The sequence below is a fragment of the Pseudomonas brassicacearum genome (assembly GCF_009601685.2).
In the GTDB taxonomy this organism is placed as follows: domain Bacteria; phylum Pseudomonadota; class Gammaproteobacteria; order Pseudomonadales; family Pseudomonadaceae; genus Aquipseudomonas; species Aquipseudomonas kilonensis_B.
Map to the genome: position 1 here is coordinate 1,289,054 of NZ_CP045701.2, position 16,639 is coordinate 1,305,692.

Below are 16,639 nucleotides of genomic sequence, written 5' to 3' on the forward strand. Positions count from 1 at the left end.
CGAAGTTTCCGACAAGTTTTTAAGGTTGTCCGTCGGAAGCGAGGGCTCTAGCCTCTGGGTGTCGCTGCCAATTCAGCGACCGGACGTGAGAATCCGAACATCTCTAGGAGCACGGGCTTCTGCACAATCCAAGTGCAGGGTTTACATCTTCAGCTCTAGGGAGCAAGCAATTCGATGATTAAAGAACCCCAAAATCCACCAAAACCTGCCTCCACTTTCCCCTACGGCGACTACGCCCCGGAAAAGCTGCAAGAGGCCGCTGACCGTGTGCTGGATCAATACCTCAAACCTGACGACAGCAAGTCAGAACCCAAGCCCTCAGTGCAGTTATTCACTGTGGCTGACGGTATCGACACCGAAGTGTTGCTGGCCAACCTCAGTGAAACCCTGGCTTCGGCCAATGCAATGCTCAACGACCTTGCCTTCGATCAGGACGGCTCGCGACGACATGTAGCGTTGGGAGTGGCCCAGATGATTGAGTTGGGGATGTTGTTGGCGAACAAGTGCCTGGATCGGGTAGAGCTTCGGGTGTGAGGTAATAAGTGCTGGCCTCATCGCGAGCAAGCTTTGCTCCCACAAGATCTGGTGTCGATCACAAGCTCTGTGAACGACACCAAACCACTGTGGGAGCAAAGCTTGCTCGCGATGAATCGAAAGGCAATTACAAAAATACCAGTGAAGCACTGAACCTGTGGCGAGGGGATTTATCCCCGCAGGGGCGCGAAGCGGCCCCAAAACCAGGCGACGCGGTTCTATCAGGCAAATTGAGTTGACTTGCTGGGGGCTGCTTCGCAGTCCAACGGGGCGGTGCGACGTTTCGCTAAATCCCCTCGCCACAACAGCGCCTCTGCGTGAGCCTCTTCCTGCTCAGGCACCAACCGTACTTCCACCCTCTGACCCAATGCACGTGCTGCGCTGGCAAGCGTCGCCAGCGTCATTCCCGCATCGTTCTGATCCAACGCACGATCAACAGCAGTGCGACTGGTGTGAGGCAATAAGTGCCGGCCTCATCGCGAGCAAGCTTTGCTCCCACAAGATCTGGTGTCGATCACAGGTTTTGTGAGCCACACAAATCCACTGTGGGAGCAAAGCTTGCTCGCGATAAATCGAAAGGCAAATACACAAATACCTGTGAAGCACTGAACCTGTGGCGAGGGGATTTATCCCCGCAGGGCGCGAAGCGGCCCTGAAACCGGACAACGCGATACGTCAGGCAGATTGAGTTGACTGCTTTGGGGCCGCTGCGCAGCCCAGCGGGAGCAAGCTCCCTCGCCACAACAGCGGTCCGCTTCAGCGCGATACAGCCAATTAACCCCGACGCTGGATGAACGCGCGAATCCGCTCCGCCGCTTCCACGCATTCGGCCAATGGCGCAACCAGGGCCATGCGCACGCGCCCGGCGCCCGGGTTGACGCCATCCACATCGCGGGACAGGTACGAGCCTGGGACGACCGTCACGTGTTCCTGTTCGAACAGGTCCCGGCAGAACGCCGCGTCATCGCCCGCTACGTTCGGCCACAGGTAGAAGCTGCCATCGGGGCGCTGTACATCCAGCACCGGGCTGAGGATCTCCAGCACCGCGTCGAATTTCTCCCGGTACAGCGCGCGGTTGGCGCGTACGTGCACTTCGTCGTTCCACGCCGCGATGCTCGCCAGTTGGGTCTGAACCGGCATCGCGCAGCCGTGGTAGGTGCGGTACAGCAGGAAACCCTTGAGGATGTCCGCGTCGCCAGCGACGAAACCGGAGCGCAGGCCGGGCAGGTTGGAGCGTTTGGACAGGCTGTGGAACACTACGCAGCGCTTGAAATCCTTGCGACCGAGTTCGACGCAGGCGCTGAGCAGCCCCGGCGGCGGGGTTTGTTCGTCGAAGTACAGTTCGCTGTAGCACTCGTCGGCGGCGATGACGAAGTCATATTCGTCAGCCAGCGCGATGAGTTTCTTCAGCACGTCCACCGGGATCAGTGCGCCGGTCGGGTTGCCAGGGGAGCACAGGAACAGGATCTGGCAGCGTTTCCAGATGTCCGGCGAGACGGCATCGAAATCCGGGTTGAAGCCGTTCGCGTCCAGGCACGGCAGGTAGTGCGGCTTGGCCCCGGCCAGGAACGCCGCGCCTTCGTAGATCTGATAGAACGGGTTCGGGCTGACCACCAGGGCGTCATCGCCACGGTTGACCACCGTCTGGGTGAAGGCGAACAGGGCTTCGCGGGTGCCATTGACCGGCAGCACATGGCGCGCTGGGTCCAACCAGCCGTTCGGCACGTTGAAACGGCGCTCGCACCAGCCGGTAATGGCTTCACGCAACTCCGGAATGCCGAGAGTGGTCGGGTACACCGCCATCTTTTCCAGATTGCTGGCCAGGGCTTCAGCCACGAAGCTGGGCGAGCGATGCTTGGGTTCGCCGATGGACAGGGCGATCGGGCGTTTGTCCGGGTTGGGTGTGACGCTGCCAAGCAAGGCGCGGAGCTTTTCGAACGGGTAGGGCTGGAGCTGGTTCAGAGCGTTGTTCATCGAGGGCCTCGTCAATGTGGGCGCGGTCCTTGTGGGAGCCGAGCTTGCTCGCGATGGCGGTGAGTCAGGCAACATCAATGCTGGATGTTCCGTCGCTATCGCGAGCAAGCTCGCTCCCACAGAGGGGGATTGTTCGTTCAGATGCTGATACGTGTCAGGTGAGCATCGGGTTCCTGGTTGACGCTCAAGTGCTGCACGATCGCTTCCTGCAGGCGGCTGCACAGCTGCGGATCGGACAGCGGCTGGTTATGCGCGTCGGTGATGAAGAAGACGTCTTCCACCCGTTCGCCGAGGGTGGCGATCTTGGCGTTTTGCAGCGACAGGTCGAACTCCAGGAAGATATGACCGATCCGCGCCAGCAGGCCCGGGCGGTCCGGGGCGCTGAGTTCCAGTACGGTGACCTGGCGCTGGGCGTCGTTGTGGATCGTCACCTGGGGCGCGAAGGCGAAATGCTTGAGCTGGCGCGGCACCCGGCGCTGGATGATGGTCGGGTAGTCCGCCGGGTTGCGCAGGGCTTCGGTCAGGCCGTCGCGAATCTGCTTGACCCGCGCCGGGTTGTCGCCAATCGAGTCGCCATCGGTGTCGAGCACGATGTAGGTGTCGAGGGTGAACTGGCTGCTGGAGGTAATGACCCGTGCGTCATGGATGTTGAGGTTGAGCTGGTCCATCGCTGCCACGGTCACGGCGAAGAAGTCGTGCTGGTCCGGGGCGTAGATGAAAATCTGCGTGCCACCCTCGAACTCGCGCTGGGTGGTTTCCTTGATCAGCACCAACGGCCCGCCATCGGCCGGTTGCTGCAGGATCGCATCGCTGTGCCAGGCCACGTCGCCGGCGGTGTGCCGCAGGAAATAGTCATCGCCCAATTGCGACCAGAGCTGCTCGACGTCGTCCGGGTCGGTGCCACCGCGCACCAGGATGTCCAGGGCGGCACTTTGGGTGCGGCGGATCTGCTCTTCGCGGTCCACCGGGTTTTCCAGGCCACGGCGCAAGGCGCGCTTGGTCTCGGTGTAGAGCTGGCGCAACAGGCTGGCGCGCCAGGAGTTCCACAGGGTCGGGTTGGTCGCGTTGATGTCGGCCACGGTCAGCACGTAGAGGTAATCCAGGCGCGTTTCATCGCCGACGATCTGGGCGAAGTCGTGGATCACCTGCGGGTCGGACAAGTCCTTGCGCTGGGCGGTGGTGGACATGACCAGGTGGTTCTGCACCAGCCAGACGATCAGCCGGCTGTCCCAGAGGGGCAGTTGATGGCGCTGGCAGAATGCCTCGGCATCCACCGCGCCGATCTCGGAGTGGTCGCCCTGGCGGCCCTTGCCGATGTCGTGATACAGCCCGGCCATGTAGATCAGTTCAGGCTTGGGCAACTTGCCCATGAGCTTGCTGGCCAGCGGGAATTTCTCCGACACCTGGGTGTACTGGAGCTTACGCAGGTGCTTGATCAGGTTCAGGGTGTGGGCATCGACCGTATAGATGTGGAACAGGTCGTGCTGCATTTGCCCGACGATGAAACCGAACTCCGGCAGATAGCGCCCGAGGATCCCGTAGCGGTTCATGCGCCGCAGGTTGCGGTGCACGCCGATCTTGCACTTGAACAACTCGATGAACAGGCTGGTGTTGCGGATGTCGTGGCGGAAATCGTCATCGATCAGGTGACGGTTTTCCCGCAGCAGGCGAATGGTATCGGCACGTACACCCTTGATTTCCGGCTGCTGGGCCATGAGTACGAAGATTTCCAGCATGGCGAAGGGCGTGCGGCGGAACACATTGGCGTTGCGCGCCTCGATGTAGCCATCGTGCAGTTGGAAACGAGAGTTGACCGGCTGCGGCGGTTCTTCGTCTTCGGGGGCGAGGATGACTTCCTCGAAGTGCTGGATGATCAGTTCGCTGAGCTGGGCGATGCTCATCACCACGCGGTAGTACTGCTGCATGAAGTTTTCGATGGATTGCTTGGCGTCCTGGCCCTCGAAACCCAACAGGCTCGCAATGGAGCGCTGGTGATCGAACAGCAGGCGGTCCTCGGCGCGCCCGGCCAGCATGTGCAGGGCGTAGCGGACCTTCCACAGGAATTCCTGGGACGAGGCCAGCAAGGCGTTTTCGCTTTCCACCAGGAAACCTTCGCCGGCCAGGGCGCGCAGGTTCAGCGTGCCGTACTGGCGCCGGGCGACCCAGAGGATCGTCTGGATGTCCCGCAGCCCGCCGGGCGAGCCCTTGACGTTGGGCTCCAGGTTGTATTCGGTGTCGTTGTACTTGTGGTGGCGGGCCTTCTGCTCGGCGCGCTTGGCCAGGAAAAAGTCCTTGCTGGGCCACATGTGCTCTGTGCTGGTGACATCGAGCATGCGCTGGCGCAGGTGCTCGGGGCCGGCGATGGTACGGCTTTCCATCATGTTGGTGATCACCGTCAGGTCGGCGCGGGCCTCGTCGGCGCATTCCTGCACCGAGCGCACGCTCTGGCCGACTTCCAGGCCAATGTCCCACAACAGCGTCAGGAACCGCTCGATGGAGTCGCGAAAAACCTCGTGATCGGCGCTGTCCAGCAGGATCAACAGGTCGATGTCGGAGTAGGGGTGCAGCTCGCCGCGCCCATAACCGCCCACCGCCACCAGGGCGATGTCGGCATCTTCGCTCCAGTCGAACTGCTCCCAGGCCTTTTGCAGGATGTTATCGACGAACCAGGCACGGTCCTCGATCAGCCGCCGAATGTCCCGGCCATTGCGAAAACGCTGGTCGAGCACTTCGTGGGCCTGGCGGATCGCCTTCTTGAACGCCGAGATGGGGCTTGCCTTCAAGGCCAGTTCAGCCTGGAACTGGCCGCGGTCGAAGAGTTCGGGATCCACCTGCGGCATTGAATGGCTTTCCTTTCTATCTATAGCTATAGGCTGGGTTCGGATCAGGCGGAAACGCGAGGGATGGTGTCATCGCTGCGCAGGGTGAAGATCTCGTATCCGGTCTCGGTGACCAGCAAGGTATGTTCCCACTGGGCCGACAGCTTGCGATCCTTGGTGATGGCAGTCCAGCCGTCGCCCAGCACCTTGGTGTCGGCGCGGCCCTGGTTGATCATCGGCTCGATGGTGAAGGTCATGCCCGCCTGCAGCTCCATGCCCGTGCCGGCACGACCGTAGTGCAGGATCTGCGGTTCTTCGTGGAACACCTTGCCGATGCCATGGCCGCAGAACTCACGCACCACCGAGAAGCCGTTCTTTTGCGCGTGCTTCTGGATCACCTCGCCGATGTCTCCCAGGCGGCAGCCGGGCTTCACCAGTTCGATGGCCATGTACATGCATTCCTGGGTGACCTTGGACAGGCGCTGGGCCCACTCCGGTACGTTGCCGACATGGAACATGCGGCTGGTGTCGCCGTGAAAGCCGTCCTTGATGACGGTGACGTCGATGTTCAGGGTGTCGCCATCCTTCAACGGTTTTTCGTTGGGGATACCGTGGCAGACCACGTGGTTGATCGAGGTGCAGATCGACTTCGGGAAGCCTTTGTAGTTGAGCGGGGCCGGGATGGCCTTCTGCTCGTTGACGATGTAGTCGTGGCAGATGCGGTCCAGCTCTTCGGTGGTCACGCCAGGCTTGACGTAGTCGGCGATCATCTCCAGCACATCGGCGGCGAGCTTGCCGGCGACACGCATTTTGGCGATGTCCTCGGGGGTCTTGAGGGTAACGGTCATACAGGCTCTCTCTGCGCCCGACGGCGCTGTTCAAAGCGAAATGGGCGGCGGATGATGATTCACGTGGCCCTGTAAAGAGCCGATTCTAACAGACGATCGGCACAAAGAGCTCCCCAGCCCGAACTCTGTGGCAAGGGGAACCCCGCTGGCACGCGCCCGCAGATCCCCGTAAGAGCTGTGTAGGAGCTGTGTAGGAGCTGTGTAGGAGCTGTCGAGTGCAACGAGGCTGCGATCTTTCCCCAGGCACTTGAGTCTCAAGCGAAAGATCAAAAGATCGCAGGCTTCGCCAGCTCCTACAAAGTCCAGCGGGCGGTGCGACGTTTCGCTAAACCCCCTCGCCACAGAGGATTTCAGAATCCGTGTTCCGTTTTCGCCCTTGCTGTGGTATAAAATGCGCCGCTTTCCGGGGATGACCCCGTAAGCTTAAATCCACACACGTGTCGACACGATGACCTGGGTGCCTTTGGCTATATAGCCGCTGGTTGGTCATTGGGATACGTGGAGGCCAAACCCGACTTATCAAGGAACTATCATGTCCCAAGTCAATATGCGCGATATGCTGAAGGCCGGTGTGCACTTCGGTCACCAGACCCGTTACTGGAACCCGAAAATGGGCAAGTACATTTTCGGCGCGCGTAACAAGATCCACATCATCAACCTTGAAAAAACCCTGCCGATGTTCAACGAAGCACTGACCTTCGTAGAGCGCCTGGCCCAGGGCAAAAACAAGATTCTGTTCGTCGGCACCAAGCGTTCCGCTGGCAAGATCGTTGCTGAAGAAGCAGCACGTTGCGGTTCGCCGTACGTCGATCACCGCTGGTTGGGCGGCATGCTGACCAACTTCAAGACCATTCGCGCTTCCATCAAGCGTCTGCGTGACCTTGAAGTCCAGTCCGAAGACGGTACTTTCGCCAAGCTGACCAAGAAAGAAGCGCTGATGCGCACTCGCGATCTTGAGAAGCTGGACCGCTCCCTGGGCGGTATCAAGGACATGGGCGGTCTGCCTGACGCACTGTTCGTGATCGACGTTGACCACGAGCGCATCGCGATCACCGAAGCCAACAAGCTGGGTATCCCGGTCATCGGCGTTGTCGATACCAACAGCAGCCCGGAAGGCGTTGACTACATCATCCCAGGCAACGATGACGCCATCCGCGCCATCCAGCTGTACATGGGTTCGATGGCTGACGCTGTTATCCGTGGTCGCAACAACGTGAATGGCGGCACCGAAGTCTTCGCTGAAGAAGCTCCGGCAGCAGCCGCTGAGTAATTGACGCCCTGGCGTTGACTCAGTAAGCAAAAAGGGGGCTTGGCCCCCTTTTTGCCACCTCGAAAACCATTTGCCGCCAGCGCAGTGATTTGTTTGTAACCTGCCGCGGCCTATAAGCAGTGGTTTTCCAGGAAGAATTGATCGCCCGTTCGATCGGGTGGAATGGTTGAAAACCTATCCAAGAGGATTTTGAAATGGCAGAGATTACTGCAGCGTTGGTCAAAGAACTGCGCGAGCGTACCGGCGAAGGCATGATGGACTGCAAGAAAGCCTTGACCAAGGCTGGCGGCGACATCGAAAAAGCCATTGATGACATGCGTGCTTCGGGCGCCATCAAGGCTGCCAAGAAAGCGGGCAACGTCGCCGCTGAAGGCGCCATCGCCATCAAGGACGACGGCAAGGCTGCCGTCCTGCTGGAAGTTAACTCCCAGACCGACTTCCTGGCTCTGCAGGATGACTTCAAGGCATTCGTCGCTGCCAGCGTCGACAAAGCCTTCGCTGACAAACTGACCGACGCAGCTCCGCTGATCGAAGCTCAGGAAGAAGCGCGCCTGGTCCTGGTTGGCAAGACCGGCGAGAACGTCAACATCCGCCGTCTGGTTCGCGTTGAAGGCGACGTGGTCGGTACTTACCTGCACGGCAACAAGATCGGTGTTGCGGTTGTCCTGAAGGGCGGCGATACCGACCTGGCGAAAGACATCGCCATGCACGTGGCTGCAACCAACCCTGAGTTCCTGCTGCCTTCGGACGTTTCGGCTGAAGCGATCGAGCGCGAGAAGGGCGTCTTCCTGCAGTTGAACGAAGAGAAGCTCAAAGGCAAGCCTGCTGAAATCGCAGAAAAAATGGTCAGCGGCCGTATCGCCAAGTTCCTGGCCGAAGCCAGCCTGGTTGAGCAGGCTTTCGTCAAGAACCCGGAAGTCAAAGTTGGCGACCTGGCGAAGAAAGCCGGTGCTGAAATCGTTTCTTTCACCTACTTCAAAGTGGGCGAAGGTATCGAGAAGCCGGTCGACAACTTCGCTGAAGAAGTTGCTGCCCAGGTAGCTGCTGCCAGCAAGCAATAAGACGGTTTCACGACTGTCGCCCAGAAGAGGCTGCCCGCTTAACGCGCGCAGCCTCTTTTTGGATGGGGATGCCGATTTATATTGGTTTCCTGTCGGAACTGGCTTACAAAGCCGTGTTCCGATGACGCTGTGTCAGCGTCAAGCTAGAGTGAACGCAGGCTGCAAACAGCTGCAGAGAATTTTTTGACAAATACGCCGCAGGAGAGATTCGCAATGGCTCAGCAGGGCAGTGGTTATCAGGCTCGCTATAAACGCATTCTACTCAAGCTTAGCGGCGAGGCCCTGATGGGCTCGGAAGAGTTCGGGATCGATCCGAAAGTGCTGGATCGAATGGCCCTGGAAGTCGGCCAGTTGGTCGGGATCGGCGTTCAGGTCGGCCTGGTCATAGGCGGCGGCAACCTGTTCCGCGGCGCAGCGCTGAGCGCGGCCGGCATGGATCGGGTCACGGGCGACCACATGGGCATGCTGGCCACTGTGATGAACGCCCTGGCTATGCGTGACGCGCTGGAGCGTGCCAATATCTCGGCCATCGTGATGTCGGCCATTTCCATGGTTGGCGTAACCGATCACTACGACCGCCGCAAAGCCATGCGCCACCTCAATTCCAAGGAAGTGGTGATTTTTGCCGCCGGTACCGGTAATCCGTTCTTCACCACGGATTCGGCCGCCTGCCTGCGAGCGATCGAGATCGATGCCGATGTCGTGCTCAAGGCAACCAAGGTCGATGGCGTGTATACCGCTGACCCGTTCAAGGACCCGCATGCCGAGAAGTTCGATCATCTGACCTACGATGAAGTGCTGGATCGCAAGCTGGGTGTCATGGACCTGACGGCTATCTGCCTGTGCCGCGACCACAAGATGCCGCTGCGCGTCTTTAACATGAACAAGCCCGGTGCCCTGCTCAATATCGTCCATGGCGGCGCCGAAGGAACACTGATCGAGGAAGTTCAACAATGATCAACGAAATCAAGAAAGACGCCGAACAGCGCATGCAGAAATCCGTGGAATCGCTGGCGCACAACTTCGGTCGCATCCGTACCGGCCAGGCGCACCCAAGCATCCTCGAAGGTGTGATGGTGCCGTACTACGGCTCCGATACCCCGATCAAGCAAGTGGCCAACATCACCGTCAAGGACGCGCGTACCCTGCAGGTCGTGGCCTTCGAGCGCAACATGCTGGCCGCGGTCGACAAGGCTATCGGCAGTGCCGGTCTGAACCTGAACCCGACCAACCTGGGTGAACTGCTGCTGATCTCCATGCCGGCCCTGACCGAGGAAACCCGCAAGGGCTTCACCAAGCAGGCCCGTGATGTGGCTGAAGACGCCCGTGTTGCCGTGCGCAACATCCGTCGCGATGCCAACAGTCAGCTCAAGGACTTGGTCAAGGAAAAGGAAATCAGCGAAGACGAAGAGCGTCGTGCCACTGGCGAGATCGACGAGTTGACCAAGAAGTACGTGGCACAGATCGACGCGAATCTGGCGCAGAAAGAAAAAGACCTGATGGCCGTATAAGGGTCTCGTTTTCATGGAAAAGACCAAGCAGGCTGTGCCGTTCGCGGTGCCGCGCCACGTGGCGATCATCATGGACGGCAACAACCGCTGGGCCAAGAAACGCTTTATGCCTGGCGTCGCCGGGCACAAGGCGGGGGTTGATGCGGTTCGTGCGGTCATCGAGGTGTGCGCCGAGGCCGGGGTCGAAGTGCTGACCCTGTTCGCCTTCTCCAGCGAGAACTGGCAGCGTCCGGCCGATGAAGTCAGTGCCTTGATGGACTTGTTCCTCAAGGCCCTGCGTCGCGAGGCCAAGCGCCTCAACGAAAACAGGATCAGCCTGCGGATCATCGGTGATCGCTCGCGTTTCCATCCTGAGTTGCAGGCTGCGATGCGCGAGGCCGAGGCCGCGACGACGGGCGCCGATCGGTTTGTCCTGCAGATCGCCGCCAACTATGGCGGCCAGTGGGACATCGCCCAGGCTGCCCAGCGGCTGGCGCGAGAAGTCCAGGCCGGGCATTTGCGCCCGGAAGACATCACGCCGGAACTGCTGCAGACCTGCCTGGCGACCGGCGACCTGCCGTTGCCGGACCTGTGCATCCGTACCGGTGGCGAACATCGCATCAGCAACTTCCTGCTCTGGCAGTTGGCTTATGCCGAGTTGTACTTCTCCGACCTGTTCTGGCCGGACTTCAAACACGAAGCCATGCGCACCGCACTGGCCGATTTCGCTTCCCGTCAGCGTCGCTTCGGTAAAACGAGCGAGCAGATCGAAGCTGGAGCCCGGGTTTAATGCTTAAACAACGAATCATCACCGCCTTGATCCTGTTGCCCATCGCCCTGGGTGGTTTCTTCCTGCTCGAAGGCGCCAGTTTTGCGCTGTTCATTGGGCTGGTCGTGACCTTGGGGGCGTGGGAGTGGGCGCGGCTGGCGGGTTTTCCTGCGCAGTCGGCGCGGGTGGCCTACGCAGCGGCCGTGGCGGCCATGCTGTTGATCATGTACGTGGTACCCGGCCTCGCGCCTTGGGTGCTGGGTGCCGCGGTGCTGTGGTGGGCGACAGCGACCTTCCTGGTCCTGACCTATCCGCAGACTACCCATCATTGGGCCAACGCGGCGACCAAGCTGGTGATCGGCCTGTTGATCCTGCTGCCGGCCTGGCAGGGGCTGATCTGGATCAAGCAAGGCCCGCTGGGCAACTGGCAGATCATGGCCGTGATGGTGCTGGTCTGGGGCGCCGACGTCGGCGCCTATTTTTCCGGCAAGGCCTTCGGCAAGCGCAAGCTGGCGCCGAAGGTCAGCCCGGGCAAGAGCTGGGAAGGGGTCTATGGTGGCCTGGCCTTGAGCCTGGTGATCACCACTGTGGTCGGCTTCGTGCGGGACTGGACCGTCGCGCAGCTGTTGATGGGCCTTATTGGTGCCGCCCTGATCGTATTTGTGTCCGTGGTCGGCGACCTGACCGAAAGCATGTTCAAGCGTCAATCGGGGATCAAGGACAGCAGTAACCTGCTGCCCGGTCACGGTGGCGTGCTCGATCGCATCGACAGCCTTACCGCCGCGATTCCAGTCTTTGCCGTGCTGTTGTGGGTGGCGGCATCGTGAGTCGCCCCCAGCAGATTACAGTCCTTGGCGCGACCGGTTCGATCGGCCTGAGTACGCTCGATGTCATCGGCCGGCACCCGGAGCGGTACCAGGTGTTCGCCCTCAGTGGCTTCACGCGCTTGAGTGAATTGCTGGCATTGTGCATACGCCACACGCCGAGGTTTGCCGTGGTGCCTGAGGCCGATGCGGCGCGGGCATTGCAGGACGATCTGCGCGCCGCTGGCCTGCAAACCCGTGTGCTGGTGGGGGAGGAGGGGCTCTGCCAAGTGGCGTCCGACCCCGAGGTCGACGCCGTGATGGCGGCAATTGTCGGTGCGGCAGGCTTGCGTCCGACGCTGGCGGCGGTGGAGGCCGGCAAGAAGATCCTGCTGGCCAACAAAGAAGCGCTGGTGATGTCCGGCGCGCTCTTCATGCAGGCTGTGCGTAAAAGTGGCTCGGTGTTGCTGCCCATCGACAGCGAGCACAATGCGATTTTTCAATGCATGCCGCAGGATTTTTCCCGAGGCCTCGGCGCGGTAGGGGTTCGGCGGATTTTGCTGACAGCCTCCGGTGGTCCGTTCCGGCAGACACCGCTGGAAGAATTGGTGCATGTTTCACCCGAGCAGGCCTGTGCGCACCCGAACTGGTCCATGGGGCGCAAGATTTCCGTGGATTCGGCCAGCATGATGAACAAGGGGTTGGAGCTGATCGAGGCCTGCTGGCTGTTCGATGCCAAGCCATCCCAGGTCGAGGTGGTGATTCATCCCCAGAGCGTGATTCACTCCCTGGTGGACTACGTCGACGGTTCGGTGCTGGCCCAGTTGGGCAATCCGGACATGCGCACGCCGATCGCCAATGCCCTGGCCTGGCCGGAGCGCATCGATTCGGGCGTTGCGCCGCTGGACCTGTTCGCCATCGCTCGCCTGGATTTCCAGGCGCCCGATGAGCAGCGCTTCCCCTGCCTGCGCCTGGCGCGCCAGGCGGCCGAGGCGGGCAACAGTGCCCCGGCCATGCTTAACGCCGCCAACGAAGTGGCGGTTGCAGCGTTTCTCGATGGACGTGTCCGTTACCTCGAGATCGCGAGTATCATCGAGGAAGTCTTGAATCTCGAGGCCGTGGTTTCGGTCAATGACCTCGATACGGTGTTTACGGCCGATGCCAGGGCTCGTGAGTTGGCGGGCCAATGGCTGCAGCGCCACGGGCGTTGAAGCTGCGATACGTTAGCCAGGGTTGCCCTGGACAGGATTGCGGAGAAAACAGATGAGCGCGCTCTATATGATTGTCGGCACCCTGGTTGCCTTGGGGGTGTTGGTCACATTTCACGAATTCGGTCATTTCTGGGTCGCGCGTCGCTGTGGCGTCAAGGTCCTGCGTTTTTCCGTGGGCTTTGGCATGCCATTGCTGCGCTGGCACGACAAGAAAGGCACCGAGTTCGTCGTAGCGGCCATCCCGCTGGGCGGCTACGTCAAGATGCTCGACGAGCGCGAAGGCGAAGTCCCGGCCGATCAGCTCGATCAATCCTTCAATCGCAAGACCGTCCGTCAGCGTATCGCCATCGTCGCGGCGGGGCCAATCGCCAACTTCCTGCTGGCCATGGTGTTTTTCTGGGGCCTGGCGATGCTGGGCAGCGAGCAGGTGCGTCCGGTCATCGGTGCGGTGGAATCGGGTAGCATTGCCGCCCGTGCCGGGCTGGGTGCCGGGCAGGAAATCGTGGCGATCGATGGAGAGCCGACGACGGGCTGGGCGGCGGTCAATCTGCAACTGGTGCGTCGCCTGGGTGAGAGCGGCTCGTTGCAATTGATGGTGCGCGAGCAGGGCTCCACGGTGGATTCACCTCGCGAACTGGCCTTGGACAACTGGCTCAAGGGCGCCGACGAGCCGGATCCGATCCGGTCCCTGGGGATCCGGCCATGGCGTCCGGCGATGCCGCCAATACTTGCCGAGCTCGATCCGAAAGGCCCGGCCCATGCTGCCGGCCTGAAGACCGGCGATCGGTTGCTGGCACTCGACGGCCAGCCGGTCGGTGACTGGCAACAGGTGGTCGATTCAGTTCGCGTACGTCCCGATAGCAAGATTGTGCTGCGCGTCGAGCGCGACGGTGCTCCAATCGATGTCCCGGTGACCCTGGCCGCCCGTGGCGAGAGCAAGGCGCCGACCGGTTACCTGGGGGCGGGCGTCAAGGCAGTGGACTGGCCGCCGGAAATGATTCGCGAGGTCAGTTTCGGCCCCGTGGCGGCGATTGGCGAGGGTGCGCGTCGTACCTGGACCATGAGTGTCCTGACGCTGGACTCGCTCAAGAAAATGTTGTTCGGCGAGCTCTCGGTAAAAAACTTGAGTGGACCGATAACCATTGCTAAAGTGGCGGGCGCTTCTGCCCAGTCGGGCGTCGCTGATTTCCTGAATTTCCTTGCTTATCTGAGCATTAGCCTGGGGGTTCTGAATTTGCTGCCCATCCCGGTACTGGATGGGGGGCATCTGCTGTTTTATCTGATCGAGTGGGCGCGTGGTCGTCCCTTGTCGGATCGGGTGCAGGGTTGGGGGATACAGATCGGTATCAGCTTGGTGGTCGGGGTCATGTTGCTTGCCCTCGTCAACGATCTGGGCCGTCTGTAACGCTTCGCTGAATTGCGAATCTGCCGCATTTTGCGGCAGTTTGTTTATTGCCAGTTGGAATAAGAAAGGACTTCATGAAACGTCTGCTGCTAACTGCGGTTCTCACCGTATTGATGATCGCCGAAGTTCACGCCGAGTCCTTCACTATCTCTGATATTCGCGTCAATGGCCTCCAGCGGGTCTCCGCGGGTAGCGTCTTTGGTGCCTTGCCGTTGAACGTCGGCGAGCAGGCGGATGATCGGCGCCTGGTGGAATCCACGCGTGCGCTGTTCAAGACCGGCTTCTTTCAAGATATCCAACTGGGCCGTGACGGCAATGTCCTGGTCATCACCGTGGTCGAGCGTCCGTCGGTCGCCAGTATCGAGATCGAAGGCAACAAGGCGATCTCCACCGAAGACCTGATGAAGGGCCTCAAGCAATCCGGCCTGGCCGAAGGCGAGATCTTCCAGCGCGCCACCCTCGAGGGTGTGCGTAACGAACTGCAACGCCAGTACGTTGCCCAGGGCCGCTACTCGGCCACCGTCGACACCGAAGTGGTGCCGCAACCGCGCAACCGCGTCGGCCTGAAGGTCAATATCAACGAAGGCACCGTGGCGGCCATCCAGCACATCAACGTGGTGGGCAACACGGTTTTCCCTGACGAAGACCTGATGGACCTGTTCGAGCTCAAGACCACCAACTGGCTGTCGTTCTTCAAGAACGACGACAAGTACGCCCGTGAAAAACTCTCCGGTGACCTGGAGCGCCTGCGTTCCTACTACCTGGACCGTGGCTACATCAACATGGACATCGCCTCGACCCAGGTGTCCATCACTCCGGACAAGAAGCACGTCTACATCACCGTCAACGTCAACGAAGGCGAGAAATACACCGTCGGTGACGTCAAGCTCAGCGGTGACCTGAAAGTGCCTGAAGACCAGGTCAAGTCGCTGCTGCTGGTGCAGAAGGGCCAGGTGTTCTCGCGCAAGCTGATGACCACCACGTCCGAGCTGATCACCCGTCGCCTGGGTAACGAGGGCTACACCTTCGCCAACGTCAACGGCGTGCCACAGCCGCACGATGAAGACCATACCGTCGACATCACCTTCGCCGTCGACCCGGGCAAGCGCGCCTACGTCAACCGCATCAACTTCCGTGGCAACACCAAGTCCGAAGACGAAGTGCTGCGCCGGGAAATGCGCCAGATGGAAGGTGGCTGGGCCTCGACCTACCTGATCGACCAGTCCAAGACCCGCCTGGAGCGCCTGGGCTTCTTCAAGGAAGTCAACGTCGAGACCCCGGCCGTGCCGGGCGTCGATGACCAGGTCGATGTGAACTACAGCGTCGAAGAGCAGGCTTCCGGCTCGATCACCGCCAGTGTCGGTTTTGCCCAGAGCGCCGGTTTGATCCTCGGTGGTTCGATCACCCAGAACAACTTCCTGGGTACCGGTAACAGGGTCAGCGTCGGCTTGACCCGCAGCGAGTACCAGACCCGCTACAACTTCGGTTATGTGGACCCGTACTGGACCGCTGATGGTGTGAGCCTGGGCTACAACGCCTTCTATCGCACCACCGACTATGACGAGCTCGATTCCGATATCTCCAGCTATGCTGTGGACAGCTACGGTGTCGGTGCCAACGTGGGTTACCCGATCAGCGAGACTTCGCGCCTGACCTTCGGCCTCACCGCCCAACAGGACAAGATCAACACGGGCAAGTACACCGTTGACGAGATCTTTGACTTCGTTAACAAGGAAGGTGATAGCTACCTGAACTTCAAGGCGTCTGCCGGTTGGTCCGAGTCGACCCTGAACAAGGGCGTACTAGCGACCCGTGGTCATTCCCAGAGCCTGGTTCTGGAAACGACTACGCCAGGCAGTGACCTGTCGTTCTTCAAACTTGACTATCGTGGCCAGCTGTTCCAGCCGTTGACCGACAACTACACCATGCGCCTGCACACCGAACTGGGCTATGGCGACGGCTACGGTTCGACCGATGGCCTGCCGTTCTACGAGAACTACTACGCCGGTGGTTTCAACTCGGTGCGTGGCTTCAAGGACAGTACCTTGGGCCCGCGCAGTACGCCGAGCCGGGGCACCAACCCGGGGACCATTGAAGACCCGGACCAGGATCCACTGCCATTCGGTGGCAACGTCCTCATCCAGGGCGGTGCCGAGATCCTGTTCCCGATGCCGTTCGTCAAGGATCAACGCTCCCTGCGTACCTCGGTATTCTGGGACGTGGGTAACGTTTTCGACTCCAGTTGCAGCGACACCACCAACGCCAACGGCACCAAGTCCAACACAAAGTGCAACGACATCAGCCTGAGCAACCTGGCCAGTTCCGTGGGTGTGGGCGTGACCTGGGTCACCGCACTGGGCCCCTTGAGCTTCGCATTGGCGATGCCGATCAAGAAACCGGATGACGCTGAAACCCAAGTGTTCCAATTCTCCCTCGGCCAGACGTTCTAAGCGTC

General features: G+C 60.5%; 13 protein-coding genes and 1 pseudogene. 10 read left to right on the plus strand and 4 right to left on the minus strand.

The window, feature by feature from the left end:
• Positions 1-174: 174 nt before the first annotated feature.
• On the plus strand, positions 175-534 hold the full coding sequence (locus GFU70_RS05495; RefSeq protein ID WP_116643084.1) for a DUF6124 family protein: 360 nt from the start codon (positions 175-177) through the stop codon (positions 532-534).
• Between the two features lie 314 nt (positions 535-848).
• Here GFU70_RS05495 and GFU70_RS05500 read toward each other — a convergent pair.
• The 4 genes and pseudogenes from GFU70_RS05500 to map form a co-directional block, all read right to left on the minus strand.
• Positions 849-989 (minus strand): annotated as a pseudogene (locus tag GFU70_RS05500) (Fis family transcriptional regulator); the annotation flags it as partial.
• 319 nt (positions 990-1,308) lie between these two features.
• A complete protein-coding gene (gene dapC, locus GFU70_RS05505) occupies positions 1,309-2,508 on the minus strand; it encodes a succinyldiaminopimelate transaminase (RefSeq protein WP_003198225.1) in 1,200 nt (399 codons plus the stop codon).
• Between the two features lie 137 nt (positions 2,509-2,645).
• Complete coding sequence (locus GFU70_RS05510) at positions 2,646-5,348, minus strand: [protein-PII] uridylyltransferase (protein ID WP_153387714.1); 2,703 nt, start codon at positions 5,346-5,348, stop codon at positions 2,646-2,648.
• A gap of 44 nt (positions 5,349-5,392) precedes the next feature.
• Complete coding sequence (gene map / locus GFU70_RS05515) at positions 5,393-6,175, minus strand: type I methionyl aminopeptidase (RefSeq protein ID WP_003198229.1); 783 nt, start codon at positions 6,173-6,175, stop codon at positions 5,393-5,395.
• Between the two features lie 532 nt (positions 6,176-6,707).
• Between map and rpsB the strand changes: the two genes are divergently transcribed.
• The 9 genes from rpsB to bamA all read left to right on the plus strand — a co-directional run bounded on the left by rpsB (position 6,708) and on the right by bamA (position 16,634).
• On the plus strand, positions 6,708-7,445 hold the full coding sequence (gene rpsB / locus GFU70_RS05520; protein WP_003198231.1) for a 30S ribosomal protein S2: 738 nt from the start codon (positions 6,708-6,710) through the stop codon (positions 7,443-7,445).
• A gap of 194 nt (positions 7,446-7,639) precedes the next feature.
• Positions 7,640-8,506 carry a translation elongation factor Ts gene (gene tsf, locus GFU70_RS05525; protein WP_058543419.1) on the plus strand — a complete coding sequence of 289 codons (867 nt, stop codon included), beginning with the start codon at positions 7,640-7,642 and terminating at the stop codon, positions 8,504-8,506.
• Positions 8,507-8,719: 213 nt separating this feature from the next.
• Positions 8,720-9,463: a UMP kinase gene (gene pyrH / locus GFU70_RS05530; protein ID WP_003198235.1), complete on the plus strand. Its 744-nt coding sequence runs from the start codon at positions 8,720-8,722 to the stop codon at positions 9,461-9,463.
• Positions 9,460-10,017, plus strand: a complete 558-nt coding sequence (gene frr / locus GFU70_RS05535; protein WP_058543418.1) for a ribosome recycling factor — start codon at positions 9,460-9,462, stop codon at positions 10,015-10,017. The genes pyrH and frr overlap by 4 nt, the downstream gene beginning before the upstream one ends.
• 13 nt (positions 10,018-10,030) lie before the next feature.
• The gene (uppS, locus tag GFU70_RS05540) at positions 10,031-10,786 is read left to right on the plus strand and encodes a polyprenyl diphosphate synthase (protein WP_058543417.1); all 756 of its coding nucleotides are present in this window, start codon (positions 10,031-10,033) and stop codon (positions 10,784-10,786) included.
• Positions 10,786-11,592, plus strand: coding sequence for a phosphatidate cytidylyltransferase (locus GFU70_RS05545; RefSeq protein WP_058543416.1), 807 nt, complete (start codon positions 10,786-10,788; stop codon positions 11,590-11,592). The genes uppS and GFU70_RS05545 overlap by 1 nt, the downstream gene beginning before the upstream one ends.
• Positions 11,589-12,779 (plus strand): 1-deoxy-D-xylulose-5-phosphate reductoisomerase, encoded by a 1,191-nt coding sequence (ispC, locus tag GFU70_RS05550; RefSeq protein ID WP_058543423.1) that lies wholly within the window; start codon positions 11,589-11,591, stop codon positions 12,777-12,779. The genes GFU70_RS05545 and ispC overlap by 4 nt, the downstream gene beginning before the upstream one ends.
• Positions 12,780-12,831: 52 nt before the next feature.
• Positions 12,832-14,184 carry an RIP metalloprotease RseP gene (gene rseP, locus GFU70_RS05555; RefSeq protein ID WP_116643083.1) on the plus strand — a complete coding sequence of 451 codons (1,353 nt, stop codon included), beginning with the start codon at positions 12,832-12,834 and terminating at the stop codon, positions 14,182-14,184.
• A 74-nt stretch (positions 14,185-14,258) separates the two neighbouring features.
• The gene (gene bamA, locus GFU70_RS05560) at positions 14,259-16,634 is read left to right on the plus strand and encodes an outer membrane protein assembly factor BamA (RefSeq protein ID WP_153387715.1); all 2,376 of its coding nucleotides are present in this window, start codon (positions 14,259-14,261) and stop codon (positions 16,632-16,634) included.
• Positions 16,635-16,639: the final 5 nt, after the last annotated feature.